The following is a 13,769-nucleotide window of genomic DNA, read 5'->3' on the forward strand; positions in this document are numbered from 1 at the left end:
ATGACCAGAATCGCCATCAATGGCCTTGGCCGCATGGGCAAGCTCGTGATCCGCAGCTTTTTTGACCTTGGGCTGGATGCCGAGATCGTGCTTTTGAATGACGCGATGGGCGACCCCGAGCTGCACGCCCACCTGCTGGAATTTGACACGGTGCATGGGCGTTGGCGGGCGGATTTTGCCTTTGATGACAGTAGTATCACGGTCGATGGCCAGCAGATGCGCTTTACCTCGACACGTGATCTTGATGCCCTGCCGCTTCAGGAACTGGGCGTCGATCTGGTGGTGGACTGCACCGGGGCGTTCAAGACCAATGCCAAGCTGCAGCCCTATTTCGATCAGGGGGTGAAAAAGGTCGTGGTGTCCGCCCCGGTCAAAGAGGCGGATGTGGCCAATATCGTCTATGGCGTCAACGAAAGCGCCTATGACCCGGCCGCGCACCGGGTCGTCACGGCGGCCTCCTGTACCACCAACTGTATCGCGCCGGTGGTCAAGGTCATCAACGAGGCGCTGGGGATCGAGCAGGCGTCTTTCACCACGATTCATGACGTGACCAACACGCAGGTGATCGTGGACCGCGCCCACAAGGATCCTCGCCGGGCGCGTTCGGCGCTGAATTCGCTGATCCCGACGACAACCGGGTCTGCCAAGGCGATCATCCAGATTTTCCCGGAACTGGAGGGCCGCATTGACGGCCACGCTGTGCGGGTGCCGCTGTTGAACGCGTCGCTGACCGACATTGTCTTTGACGTGAGCCGCGACACCACCGCCGAAGAGGTGAACAGCCTGTTCGAAGCGGCCTCCAAGGGCGCGCTTGAAGGCATTCTGGGCTATGAAACGCGCCCGTTGGTTAGCTGCGATTACACCAATGACGAACGCTCGACCATCGTGGACGCCCTGTCGACGCGGGTGGTGAACGGGCGGCACGTCAAGGTCTATGCGTGGTATGACAATGAATGGGGCTATGCATGGCGACTGGCGGATGTGACCCGCATGGTTGTTGCCAGCCTCTGACCATTCACCATGACGGACACGACCAAACCCAACGGCCTTGCGGCCTATGCCACCGTCACGGCGGCCTATTGGGCCTTCATGCTGACCGATGGCGCGCTGCGTATGTTGGTGTTGCTGCATTTCCATGCGCTCGGGTTTTCGCCGGTGCAGCTGGCCTATCTCTTTGTTTTGTACGAGGTGATGGGGGTGATCACCAACCTTTCGGCAGGCTGGCTGGCGGCGCGGTTCGGACTGACCTCGACGCTTTATGCCGGGCTGGGGTTGCAGATCGTCGCGCTGCTGGCGCTGGCGCAGTTTGACCCGGCATGGGGGCTTTCGGCGTCGGTTGTCTATGTGATGTGCGTTCAGGGGCTGTCTGGCGTGGCCAAGGATCTGGCCAAGATGTCGGCCAAATCGGCGGTCAAGGTGCTGGCGCCCGAAGGGCAGGGCATGCTTTTCAAGTGGGTCGCCGTGCTCACCGGGTCCAAGAATGCGGTCAAGGGGCTGGGGTTTCTTTTGGGCGCGGTGCTGTTGGCGGTCTGGGGCTTTGAAACCTCGGTCTGGGTCGTGGCGGCGGTTCTGGGCGCGATCCTGATCGGGGTTGTGGCCTTCATGCCTGCGGGCCTGCCACGGGGAAAGAAATCGGCCAAGTTCTCTCACGTCTTTTCCAAGGACAGCAATATCAACCGCCTGAGCCTTGCCCGCCTGTTCCTGTTCGGCGCGCGCGACGTGTGGTTCGTGGTTGGCATCCCGATCTATTTCTATGCCGTCCTGTCGGATGGCAGTGAAGCGGGCAACCGCGCTGCATTCTTCATGATCGGCAGCTTCATGGCCGTTTGGATCATCCTTTATGGCTTTGTGCAGGGCCTCGCCCCCAAACTGCTTAAGGGGGCCAGCAGCACGACGCCTCAGATCGTGCACAAGGCGGTGGTCTGGTGCGCAGCGCTGACCCTGATCCCGCTTGTCCTTGCCGGGGCGGTCTGGCTGGACATGCCGGGGCTGACGGCGATCCTCGTTGTGGGGCTGTTGGTGTTCGGCTTTGTCTTTGCGGTGAATTCTTCGGTGCATTCCTACCTGATCCTCGCCTTCACCACAGGCGAACGGGTGACGATGGATGTCGGCTTCTACTACATGTCGAACGCTGCCGGGCGGCTTGTGGGCACGCTCTTGTCGGGGCTGAGTTACCAGCTTGGCGGACTGCCGTTCTGCCTTTTCACGGCGGCCCTGATGGCGGGGGCCGCGACGCTGGCGGCGAACAGGTTGCGGGGTTAGACCGGGTCGGCCTCGGGGTGGAGTGCGTCATTGATCCACTCGAAACCATCTGGCAGAGGGATGCGCTGCACGGCGATGCAGGGCTGTTTTTCGAGTTTTTCCGCCGCACGCCGTGCGGCCTCCAACCCGGCAGTGTCCCCGGCCTCGCGACAGGCCAGAGCCTTGAGTAGGTGCAGACCTCGTTCCTCGGGCCGCAGATAGGCCGCCTCCTTGGCTTCGCGTGCCGCTTCTTGTGCATTCCCTGCGCATAGGTGGGCGCGGGCGTTGAAAGTCAGACGCACCAGCTTGAACGGGTCATCCGACCCGCGGATGAGGTAGCCTTCCAACGCTTTCAGGGCATCCTCGATCCGCCCCTCTCGCAGGGCGATCTGGGCTTGCACTTCTACAATTCCCAGGAAGTTCGGGTTGACCTCCAGCGACTGCGCCATGTCGAACCTGGCTGCCTCAAGGTCATCAAGCATCCGCAGGTGATAGGCCGCGCGCGCCCAGAATATGAAATCGCTGTGGGGCTCCTCCTGAACGGCGACATCCAGTTCGCGGCCCAGCTCGGCTGCAAGTGCTGCGTCGAAGGGTTCGAACCTGATCCCCCACCAATTGAGACGGTTCTGTGCTTTCATGGCGAGCGCCATCGGGTCACGCGGGTTCAATGTTACCGCGCGTTCGAGCGCGGCATAGCCGCGCCGCCAGTCTTCGAGACGTTGTTTGAAAAATAGATTTGCGGCACGGGCGCGCAACTCTGACAGGCTCAACTGATCGTCGGCAAGATGCGCCATCCTGTCGCCATCATGCTGGATGGTCTGAAGACGGATGTCCGCCTCGGCCCGCGCCACCACGTCATCGGTAAAGGCGAAGATATCGGATGCGTCGCCATCATAGGTACTTGTCCACACGGTGCTGAAATCCTCGCGCAGGATGAGGCTGATGGCCAGCCGACCCCGCGCGCCGGCAAGACGCAGCCGCCCCCGCAGGATGAACACGGTCGGCGCGGAAGGATCGTCCCCCAAATCAATCGTATCGATCCCGGTGCGTTTCATAGACGTCTGGAGGATCCCGTCATGCAGGTCCGCTGCGACGGCGGCTGTATCCGCATCGTCCGGGGCAAAGCTGAAAGGCTCAAAGCCGATGGAAGGCAACGCACCGGCCGCGCCGGGTGCCGTGACAAGGTTGGCGGGACGCCATTGGTAAAGCCGCATCGGTGTCGCGATGTTCTTGAGCTTGAACACGCCCGCATCCGCAAGATTGCCGCGCCGCGACTCGCTCAACTGGCGAAACAGGTCTTCCGAGAGCATCACCCCGCCCGGGGGAGCTTCGGTTTCGATTCTTTGCGCGATATTGACCCCCGCGCCGTAGAAATCATCCTCGTCCTCGACGATCTCGCCGATATGACAGCCGATGCGCAGCTTGATCACCGCGTGATCGGCCAGCCCGGTCTGCACCTCTTCTGCGCAATCCAGCGCCGCCTCGACGCCCGGAAAAGACAGGATCCAGCCGTCGCCCATCCGCTTGAGAACCTCGCCCCCATGGTTGGCGGCCACCGGTTCCAGAAGCCGGTTCTTGAGGTCGCGCACCGACGCCACCGCCAGCGCCTCATCCCGCCCCATCAGGGCAGAATACCCGACGAGGTCGGCACACATGAGGATGGTCAATCGGCGGTTCATAAGGGGGCATTTCCCTGGCGTGGGCGCTTCGATGTCTCTTCAGGCTAGAATAAAACCTTGGATTGGCCAAACCGGGATACAAGGGTCCTGTCGAAATTTGATCTCTGTCTTGGAAACATCGTGACGGCAACTGTGCAAGCCACCTTGACCAAACCCGCATTTCCGCTCATATGCCGATCCATGACAGAGCTCTCGAAAATCCGCAATTTCTCCATCGTCGCCCATATCGACCACGGAAAATCCACGCTTGCCGACCGTCTCATACAAGAGACCGGCACGGTGCAGGACCGTGACATGAAGGAACAGCTTCTCGACTCGATGGATATCGAGCGTGAACGCGGCATCACCATCAAGGCCAACACCGTCCGCATCGACTACCAGGCGGACGATGGCGAGACCTATGTGCTCAACCTGATCGACACCCCCGGTCACGTCGACTTTGCCTATGAGGTCTCCCGCTCCATGCGCGCGGTCGAAGGCTCGCTACTGGTGGTCGACTCCACCCAAGGGGTCGAGGCGCAGACGCTGGCCAACGTCTATCAGGCGATTGACGCGGATCACGAGATTGTTCCGGTGCTCAACAAGATCGACCTGCCGGCCTCGGATTGCGACCGCGTCGCCGAACAGATAGAGGACGTGATCGGCATCGACGCCTCGGGCGCGATCCAGGTCAGCGCCAAGACCGGGCAGGGCATCCACGAAACGCTGGAAGCCATCGTCCAACACCTGCCCGCCCCCAAGGGCGACCGCGACGCCCCCTTGAAGGCGATGCTGGTGGACAGCTGGTATGACGCCTATCTCGGCGTGATCGTGCTTGTGCGGATCATGGACGGGGTTCTCAAGAAAGGCATGCGCGTTAAGTTCATGTCGAACGGCACCCTGCACCATGTCGACCGGATCGGCGTGTTCCGCCCCGCGATGCAGGTCATCGACGAGCTTGGCCCCGGTGAAATCGGCTTTCTCACCGCCTCGATCAAACAGGTGCGCGACACCCGCGTCGGCGACACGATCACCAATGACCGCAACGGCACCGAAACCGCGCTGCCGGGCTTTAAACCGGCCCAGCCGGTGGTGTTCTGTGGCCTCTTCCCAGTGGATTCGGCCGAGTTCGAAGACCTGCGCGATGCCATCGACAAGCTGGCGCTGAACGATGCGTCCTTCAGCTTTGAAATGGAAACCTCCGCCGCGCTGGGCTTTGGCTTCCGCTGCGGCTTCCTTGGGCTCTTGCACCTTGAAGTGATCCGCGACCGGATCGAGCGGGAATACAATATCGAGCTGATCACCACGGCGCCGAGCGTGATCTATCACGTCTACATGAAAGACGGCACCAAGATCGACCTGCACAACCCCGCCGACATGCCCGACATGTCCAAGGTCGACCACCTTGAAGAGCCGCGCATCAAGGCGACGATCCTTGTGCCGGACGATTATCTTGGCGACGTTCTGAAACTCTGTCAGGACCGCCGCGGCATCCAGCTTGACCTGACCTATGCGGGCAGCCGCGCGATGGTGGTCTATGACCTGCCGCTCAACGAAGTGGTGTTCGACTTCTACGACCGTCTGAAATCCGTGACCAAGGGCTATGCGTCGTTCGACTACCAGATGGAAGACTACCGCGAGGATAACCTCGTGAAGATGTCGGTTCTGGTGAATGACGAACCCGTCGATGCGCTCTCGACCATGGTCCACCGCGACCGCGCCGAACAGCGGGGCCGGGCAATGTGCGAAAAGCTCAAAGACCTGATCCCGCGCCACATGTTCAAGATCCCGATTCAGGCAGCCATCGGCGGCAAGGTGATCGCCCGCGAAACGCTGTCCGCCTTGCGCAAGGACGTGACCGCGAAATGTTACGGCGGCGACGCCTCACGGAAACGCAAACTGCTCGACAAGCAGAAAGCGGGTAAGAAGAAGATGCGCCAGTTCGGGAAAGTGGATATCCCGCAGGAGGCGTTTATTTCTGCTTTGAAGATGGATGGGTGAGGGGGGCAGGGCTTCGATTTTGCGCCCGTTTCACTCTAGGCGATTTCTTTTCGAGTGACTTGGGTGGTGGTCCCAGTTCAGTCGCAATTTGCTCCGCTGTTTTGTCAATTTCGGGGAACAAGTTCTCACGGCCAATGGTCAATACTCGAAGCTCGTCGAGGATCCTTTGCTTACGTGACCCGGAAACGTATACTTCTTCGAACTCTACGTCATCTACAAAGAAATGGTCTTCCGGCCTTAGCCGTAAACCGTACACCAGAAACTCACCAAACTGAGCAGAGATTCTTGCGTTCAACTTTTTGGGGACCACTGCAAATACATTGGAAAGGTCTCTTGGATCGATCCTAGCTTCGAAGCCCGGTCTTTCTATCGAAACCAAGTGTACCAATCTTTTGACATCCGGGTGATTGTTGAACTCAGACACCCATGTTTCTTCGAACTTTGCTTTGTCGTCAGGCTCTCTGTCGAATGCAATCTCTCTGCTTTTTGTTACGTGAGTTTGCACATTTTTTAATTGGCTATCTGATAGGAGGCACAGATTTGAAAGACAGCTAACTGTATCACTATCAAAGTATTTTTGTCTCGGCGGCTTAGGCAAAAAAACTACGACTTCCCCGGTTGTCTCTCGTTTTCGGTTATCGTTTTTGCTCGTTTGACAGGCAAAGAAAAGTGCTACGAGAGGGTTTCGTGTAACGTCTAATAATCGAGTGGGAAGGCCGTAGTGTTGGGCGCGAACCAGTTTTTCTAACGTTGTAGCATCCTTCTCAAAGCTTTCTGGATGAGTCGCTAGCAATCGCTTCAGCATCTCATCCTCTCTTTCTGCCCAATGACTGTTTCTAAAAACCGAAGGAAGAGCGTCGTAAGCTTTGTTGCTATGTCCCCTAAACAACAAGCGACCGTTTGTGCTTCGAAAATCGAGCGATGCAACCCACTCTAGGTATTCTCCCAATGATGAAATCAGCGCCATATCCATGCTATCTTTAATTGAACTCACATCCGGAAATCGTAGCATCCAGAAACGTAAACGGAAACGTTTGTCGGTTTCGGTTTGACCACGAAACGCTGAATTTTTCTTGCCCACGGTTTTGCCCGGCATCGCCGGGCAGCGCCCATGGGCTCCGCCCGTTCAGGCCTGAATTGATCCGCTGGATCACTTCCGAGACGGCCTTCACTCCCCACGGGAGGGCGCTTCACGCCCACCCAGGGTCGGGCGCTGCCCTTTGTTGGTGGGCATTGACTCCCGAACCCCATCCCGCAAACTGCAGTCAACGCGATTTGAACAGGAGACTCCCCATGCCCCTTACTGCTGCTGCCATGCTCGAAGCCGCTCATGCGGTTGTGCCAAAAATCTCGACCGAAGACGCGCAGGCCAAGATGGCCGAGGGTGCGCTTCTCTTGGATATTCGGGATGCGCCGGAATTGCAGATGAACGGGCGCGCCGCAGGGAGCCACCACATCCCGCGCGGGATGCTGGAGTTTCGCGCCGATCCGGCGACGCAGTTTCATGACCCTGAGTTGCGGTTTGATCGTCCGGTGATCCTGCATTGTGCCAGCGGGGGCAGGGCGGCCTTGGCCGGGAAGCTGCTCAAGGACATGGGCTATGCCGAGGTCTACAATCTTGGCGGGCTGAAAGACTGGGTCGAAGCGGGTGGTCCGGCGTCCGAACCGGTCGATCCGGGCATGTGATCGGGATACCGACGCAATACCGACATTATACCGACGTGATACCGATTGGGCATTCCAGCGCCAAGTTGACGCGAACTTCGCGCTGGAATCTTGCGGAAATGCTCAATAGACTTGAGCCCGGACCCGTCAGCCCGTAAGGGTCTTTAGAACGGATTGACTACTCTGGAAGGACGGACATGAGCACTGACCGCGAGACGCTGACACGGGAACTTCTGGCCCTTGTCGCAGATGAAGGTATGGTGGAAGCGTCTGAAATCGCGCCGGAAAAACGGCTCGAAGACCTTGATATCCAGTCGGCCGACTTCGTCATGATCCTGATGGCGATCGAAGAGAAGTACGATGTCTATATCTCGGTCGACAACGAATTGTCGGATGTGGAAACCGTGCAGGACCTTCTGGACCTGGTGATCACGAAAATCGAAGATCAAAAGGCCGCCTGAACGTGAAACGGGTTGTCATTACCGGCATGGGCGCAGTCTCTGCCTGCGGCCTCGGCGCCGACGCGTTGGTGCAGGCCACCCAGTCCGGCGCCTCCGGTGTGCGTCCTGTGAAGTTCACGAATATTGACCAGCAACGTGTTGGGACTGCGGCGGCGCTTGCCCCTGAAACTAAAGAGAAAATCGAAGAGGACGCGGGCCATCGCATGCGCGAGCCAGTGTCCAACTACGCCGTTATGGCCGCGCGGGAAGCCGTGGCTCAGGCGGGGCTTGGCCCGGAGGACTTCGGGGACCGATGTGGTGTTTCGATCGGGTCGGGCTTCGGAGGGGCGCAGACCCTGGATCGCAACTACATGAAGTTCAGTGTTGAAGGCAGCATGCGGCTTGATCCCATGTCAGTGCCCAAGATCATGAACAACGCAGCGGCGAGCTGGGTGTCGATGGAGTTCAATGCAATGGGTCCGGCCTATTGCCTCGCGACCGCTTGTTCCTCTGGAAGCCAGTCGATTGGGTTGGCTTACCAATTGCTGAAGGCAGGCGTGATGGATCGCTGTTTGGCTGGCGGCTCTGAAGCCAGTCTTGAGGGCGGAGTGTTCCGGGTTTGGGAGCTGCTTCGGGTCATGACAGCTGATAAGAATCGGCCTTTTTCCAAGGATCGCAACGGTATGACGCTGGGCGAAGGGTCGGGCGTTTTTGTGCTGGAGACCCTTGAAAGCGCTAAGGCGCGCGGGGCGAACATTCTCTGCGAAATCGCCGGCTACGGTACAAACTCGGATGCCGGCGACCTGCTGCGCCCCAACCCCGAGCGTGCGGCGGCCTGTATGAACCTGGCCCTTGCCGATGCGGGGCTGCAAGGAAGTGACATCGGATACGTCAATGCACATGGCACCGGTACGGTCGCCAATGACATCAACGAAGTTGCCGCGTTGCGTTCTGTCTTTGGCGAGGATCTGGCCGGGCTGGAAGTTTCGTCGACCAAACCGGTGCACGGACACGCGCTTGGCGCGGCGGGGGCGCTGGAACTGGTGGCGTCTTTTGGGGCGTTGCAACGGCAATCGGCCCCCCCGACGATCAACTTCAACGAGGTTGATCCCAAGATCGGAATCGACCCGGTCGGCAATGCGGCCCGCCCGATTTCGACCCGCGCGGTCATGTCGAACTCTCTGGCCTTTGGTGGCATCAACGCGACCTTGATCCTGAAAACCTATGAGTGACATTTCCAGGCGCTGTGTGCGCGGGGTCCGTCTCGTGAATGAAGAGGCGGCGCGTGACCTGCGCGCGGTGTTGGCCGCGCCGGTGGGGGTGGAAACTGGCCCTGACGTGCCGATGATTGCCCCTGCCATGCTGTTAGGGGCGCCGAAGATCAGGGAACTAACCCACGCGATGACACCGCCTGAAGGGCTTGGCGTCGTGCATGAAGCCCAAGTGTTTCAGCGCGCAGCACCCATCTACCCTGAAGGTTGTCCGGAAATCTGGATTTCCGGGGAGGCTGCAGCGATGTCGGCTCGTTTCGATTTTGAAATCCAAAGCGGAGACGCGGCGTTGGCCCGTATGCAGACCCGGTTACGGTTCGTGTCTTTTGAGGAAATGGCCGCGATCCAGGGAACGTCTTTTTCTTCGCGTTTCGAAACATCCCAGACCGTCTGGCACGTGACTGGCGCGATTGGCGCGGAGGAAGTTTTAAGCTATCTTGCGCTGTCGCATGATGGCAACCCGATCCACAGCGATGATAATGCGGCGCGCGCTGTCGGGCTGCCCGGCGCGGTGTTGCCCGGCATGATGCTGTGCGGGGTTTGCGAATACGCGCTGGTACAAGCGTGGCCGGGGATATGGGTGCGGGAGATGAAGGCCCGTTTCATGGCATCCGTGCCCGTTGGGGCAAGTGTGCGCTTTGCTATGGTGCCGCGAAAAACCGACGCTGACGGTTTTGTTCAGATGGCGCGGGTCTTTGCGGTGACGAGTGAAGATATCATCGCCGCGATCATGGATGTGCAGACAGAGCCGGTGATCAACTGAAGCTCAGCCAGGCCCAGACCATCGCGATATAAGTCAGTTGGTGAAGGGCCTGATCCGTGCCCATGGCGTACCAATACATCGGCTGATCCGGGGTCAGGGCGCGGCTTGTAGAATAGCGCGCCTTGGCCCAGTCGATGTGGAAATGCACTACGAACTCGGCCAGAACGATCCACAGGATCAAGGTGAGATCCGTTCCAAACAAGGCAAAGATCACGGCTGTCATAAGCACATGGATGCCAGCATGTTGTGCACGTCCCACGTGCCAGTATTTTTCCCGTCCCATGATCATCTTGGAATTCTGCAGGAAGAAATCCGCAACCAGATGTTTGATCTGGAGCGCTGCAAACAGCAGCAGAATAGTCATGTCATGATCCATCGCCGATGGTCCTGTGTAACCCCTCTCGTCCAGAGCCTAGCGCCTGATATGGATTATCGCAAACTTCGCTTGTCGTTCGTGAAAAAGAAAGCGTTTGAATTGCGCGGGCTAACATTGCTAGCATCGGCCCAGCACGGACAGAACAATTGCCACATTCCAAAAGTGGCTCGGGAGTTCAGACGATAGAACCAACGCTCTTTTCGTTTATATGGAAGTATTCGAAGCGGGATCAGTTGCTGCTCTTGCTTCTGACGGCTTGCCTGTTCCCGTTGCAGTTCCTCACGCTCGAACTGCCCAAGCGGATCATCAATGACGCGATTGATTCCGATCAGTCCATCATCGACGTTTTCGATTATGAAATGGATCAGGAAAGTTTCCTGATCATGCTGAGCGTTCTCTTCCTTGTGGCGGTTCTGGGCCACGGCCTGATGAAGATGCGTATCAACACAATGAAGGGGGTGTTGTCCGAACGCATGTTGCGGCGGTTCCGCTTTACCTTGATCACGCAGATCACACGGTTTCCGCAACCTTACCTGAAACGCACGTCGCAGGGCGAGCTGGTGGCGATGATCACGGCCGAGGCCGAACCGATGGGCGGGATGATGGGGGACGCTGTTTCCCTGCCTGTTATGCAGGCGGGGCAGATGCTCACCATCCTTGCCTTTCTGTTCCTGCAGAGTTTCTGGTTCGGCCTGGCTGCAATCGCCTTGATTCCCCTGCAGGCCTGGCTGATCCCCAAGCTGCAGCGCCAGATCAATCTGCACAACAAGGACCGCATTCAAGAAGTGCGCCACCTTGCCGCCGAAATCGGGGAAACCGCGACCGGAGCGCCCGAGCTTCGCGGCAATGGCGGCTGGAGGTATCGTTTGTCACGGATTACGCGCCGTCTTGGCACGTTGTTCCTGATCCGTCTGACGATCTACAAGAAAAAGTTCTTCATGAAGTTCCTCAACAACTTCATCACGCAGCTGACGCCGTTCTTTTTCTATCTCGTGGGCGGTATCCTCGTGATCCGGGGGCAGGTTTCGCTAGGTGCGCTCGTGGCGGCATTGGCGGCCTACAAGGACTTGTCCAGCCCCTGGAAAGAGCTCCTTAACTATTACAACCGCGTTCAGGACCTGTCGCTGCGCTGGACCCTGATCGGCGAGCGTTTCACGCCGTCGGGCATGATTGACGAGTCTCTTATCCAAGGGGAACCGGAAGACATCCCGCGTCTAACGGGCAACATCGTGTTCAAGGACGTTTATGTGCGTGACCACGATGGCGACTCGGTTCTCGAAAATATCGACATAACCCTTCCACAAGGGGCCTTGGTCGGGATCGCATCTCAGGATGCCGAAGAACGGCGCGCGATCGCGGAATTGTTCACACGGGAAATCGTGCCGATGAGCGGGCGGATCGAGGTTGGTGAGGTCGATCTGTCCCGCGTGCATCAGCGTGTAATCGCCACGCGGGTCGGTTATGCGGATCCGGCGCCTTACGTTTTCGAGGGGACGTTTGGGCACAATGTCCTGATGCCGCTGAAGCGCCGCCCGGTATCGGAGCTTCCCGACCCCGAAGGAGAAGCCGAGGATAAGAAGCGCGCCTATGAAACAGAGCGTACCGGCAACAGCCCCGACCGGTTCTATTCCGATTGGGTCGATCCGACCCTTGCCGGTATGGCGAGCGAGGATGAAGTACATGCCTGGTGGCTTGAACTGATGGACGCCACGGGTGCGGGAAACGCGCTTTTCCGGCGCGGGCTGGACCAGACCTTCAAACAGTCCGACCATGAAGAGCTGGCCGATGCGCTTGTCGAGATGCGCCCGGTGATCCGGGAGAAGATGGAAGAGGCGGGGCTGGACAAATTCTACTATCGGTTCGACCCGACGCAATACAACCCGGCGCTTCCCGTGGCCGCGAACCTTTTCTTCGCCACGCCCCGGAAACCGATTGAGGACACCTCTCCCGAAGCCATCAGCGATTTTCTCGATCTTCTGCATGAGCTGGGCATCGAAGACGGAATCCTGCGCATGTCGCAGGAAGTGATCGAGATGCTCAACCAGACATTTGGTGTGGATGGCACGGATCACCCGCTGTTCCGGCAACTGGGGTTGAACCCGGATGTGTTCACCAACAAAGTCGCGCTTGTTGAGAAGAGCCGGTCTGTGGGACTTGATGCGATGGAGCGCGGGGAACTGGTACAGATGCTGGCCCTGCCTTTCGAAGTGTCCGCCGAACGGATCGGCCCGGGTTTCAGTGAGGAACTCAAGGCATCCATTCTCGAACTGCGGCGGACCCAATCAGAAAAGCTGTCGGAATGGCTGGTGGTTCATTTTGCTCCTTTACGGGAAGACGCCTTTGCGCCCGGGTTGACCGTTCTTGAGAACGCGATTTACGGCAAACTGTCGGCCGCAGCCGGCATGCGCGGCGAGGCGATCCGGGACATCGTGGCGGACACGCTGCGCGAAGCCGGGTTGAAACAGCAGGTGGCCGAATTGCTCTATGCCGTTCCGTCGGGCATCGCCGGGGCAGGGTTGCCGACCGCTTTCTTCGAGCCTTTGGCAATCAGCCGTGCGGCGATCAAGAAGCCGGACATCCTGATCCTGAACCGCTGTCTTGTGAATTATGATGACGCCGAAAAGCAGAGTACCATAGAGAGGCTGCGCCGCCTTTTGCCCGAGGCGACCCTGATCCTGCTGGAAGAGGAGTTCTCCTATCCAGATGCCCTGGACATGGTGCTCGAGCTGGAACATGGACGGCTGAAAGACGGCGGCGCTGTTACGGTGGAAGAAACCGACAATGCCGCAAGCGCGGATCTGCGGCGCAAGATGCGGGCACTGGTTTCGACTGACATGTTTGCCAACCTCTCGCGCCGTCAGTTGCGACTGCTGGCCTTCGGTGCTCAATGGCACCAGGAAAGCGCGGGGAATTACGTTTTCCGCATGGGCGATGATCCTGCGGACGGCGCCTACCTGATCCTCGAAGGTGAAGCCGGGTTGGGATATGAGACAGAAGACGGAAAGCAAAATCTGATCGCAGTGGCGGGGCCGGGGACTCTTGTTGGGGAACTGGCGCTCCTGAGGAAAGAGAAGCGAGCTCTCGACATGCTGGCGCATACCGACCTGGAAATGTTGCGATTGGGGGAATCGGAGTTCATGGCGGTCGTGGAGAATGATGCTTCGACGGCGTTCCGTATCCTTCAGGCAGTTGCGGGCTATGTCGGCGCCCCTAAACAGACCGAGTCGAGCGACGACTCATAGGAATCGCCGCGAGTCGCGCCGGAAATGGGCGTTTCGAATGGCGTCGGGTGCCGATTCATGGCCGGAATTGGGGTGACTCGGTGGCGGATTCGGCGCCTACGGAGCAAAATCT

The 13,769-nt window shown here is 58.8% G+C and carries 11 protein-coding genes; 8 read left to right on the forward strand and 3 right to left on the reverse strand.

Going from position 1 to position 13,769, the window contains the following annotated elements; translation table 11 throughout:
* Together BMZ35_RS17735 and arsJ are read left to right on the forward strand one after the other, a co-directional pair.
* A complete protein-coding gene (locus BMZ35_RS17735; protein WP_093095808.1) occupies positions 1 to 1,011 on the forward strand; it encodes an ArsJ-associated glyceraldehyde-3-phosphate dehydrogenase in 1,011 nt (336 codons plus the stop codon).
* Between the two features lie 9 nt (positions 1,012 to 1,020).
* Positions 1,021 to 2,262 (forward strand): organoarsenical effux MFS transporter ArsJ, encoded by a 1,242-nt coding sequence (gene arsJ, locus BMZ35_RS17740; protein WP_093095812.1) that lies wholly within the window; start codon positions 1,021 to 1,023, stop codon positions 2,260 to 2,262.
* On the opposite strand, the gene BMZ35_RS17745 is transcribed toward arsJ, so the two are convergent.
* Positions 2,259 to 3,920 (reverse strand): adenylate/guanylate cyclase domain-containing protein, encoded by a 1,662-nt coding sequence (locus tag BMZ35_RS17745; RefSeq protein ID WP_093095816.1) that lies wholly within the window; start codon positions 3,918 to 3,920, stop codon positions 2,259 to 2,261. The genes arsJ and BMZ35_RS17745 overlap by 4 nt on opposite strands.
* A 180-nt stretch (positions 3,921 to 4,100) precedes the next feature.
* Between BMZ35_RS17745 and lepA the strand changes: the two genes are divergently transcribed.
* The gene (gene lepA, locus BMZ35_RS17750) at positions 4,101 to 5,900 is read left to right on the forward strand and encodes a translation elongation factor 4 (RefSeq protein ID WP_093095818.1); all 1,800 of its coding nucleotides are present in this window, start codon (positions 4,101 to 4,103) and stop codon (positions 5,898 to 5,900) included.
* On the opposite strand, the gene BMZ35_RS17755 is transcribed toward lepA, so the two are convergent.
* Positions 5,872 to 6,996 (reverse strand): FRG domain-containing protein, encoded by a 1,125-nt coding sequence (locus BMZ35_RS17755; protein WP_093095822.1) that lies wholly within the window; start codon positions 6,994 to 6,996, stop codon positions 5,872 to 5,874. The genes lepA and BMZ35_RS17755 overlap by 29 nt on opposite strands.
* Positions 6,997 to 7,193: 197 nt before the next feature.
* Between BMZ35_RS17755 and BMZ35_RS17760 the strand changes: the two genes are divergently transcribed.
* From BMZ35_RS17760 to BMZ35_RS17775, 4 genes are all read left to right on the forward strand, one after another.
* The gene (locus BMZ35_RS17760) at positions 7,194 to 7,586 is read left to right on the forward strand and encodes a rhodanese-like domain-containing protein (RefSeq protein WP_093095826.1); all 393 of its coding nucleotides are present in this window, start codon (positions 7,194 to 7,196) and stop codon (positions 7,584 to 7,586) included.
* Positions 7,587 to 7,762: 176 nt separating this feature from the next.
* A complete protein-coding gene (locus BMZ35_RS17765; RefSeq protein ID WP_093095830.1) occupies positions 7,763 to 8,026 on the forward strand; it encodes an acyl carrier protein in 264 nt (87 codons plus the stop codon).
* A gap of 2 nt (positions 8,027 to 8,028) precedes the next feature.
* On the forward strand, positions 8,029 to 9,237 hold the full coding sequence (locus tag BMZ35_RS17770; protein ID WP_207503007.1) for a beta-ketoacyl-[acyl-carrier-protein] synthase family protein: 1,209 nt from the start codon (positions 8,029 to 8,031) through the stop codon (positions 9,235 to 9,237).
* Complete coding sequence (locus tag BMZ35_RS17775) at positions 9,230 to 10,039, forward strand: MaoC family dehydratase (protein ID WP_093095833.1); 810 nt, start codon at positions 9,230 to 9,232, stop codon at positions 10,037 to 10,039. The genes BMZ35_RS17770 and BMZ35_RS17775 overlap by 8 nt, the downstream gene beginning before the upstream one ends.
* Here the strand turns inward: BMZ35_RS17775 and BMZ35_RS17780 are convergent.
* Positions 10,032 to 10,403, reverse strand: a complete 372-nt coding sequence (locus BMZ35_RS17780; protein WP_242654842.1) for a DUF3307 domain-containing protein — start codon at positions 10,401 to 10,403, stop codon at positions 10,032 to 10,034. The genes BMZ35_RS17775 and BMZ35_RS17780 overlap by 8 nt on opposite strands.
* A gap of 245 nt (positions 10,404 to 10,648) precedes the next feature.
* On the opposite strand from BMZ35_RS17780, the gene BMZ35_RS17785 reads away from it, so the two are divergent.
* A complete protein-coding gene (locus tag BMZ35_RS17785; RefSeq protein ID WP_242654843.1) occupies positions 10,649 to 13,657 on the forward strand; it encodes a cyclic nucleotide-binding domain-containing protein in 3,009 nt (1,002 codons plus the stop codon).
* The last annotated feature ends 112 nt before the right edge of the window (positions 13,658 to 13,769 follow it).

It is taken from the genome of Shimia aestuarii, assembly GCF_900114635.1.
Taxonomy (GTDB): Bacteria; Pseudomonadota; Alphaproteobacteria; order Rhodobacterales; family Rhodobacteraceae; genus Shimia; species Shimia aestuarii.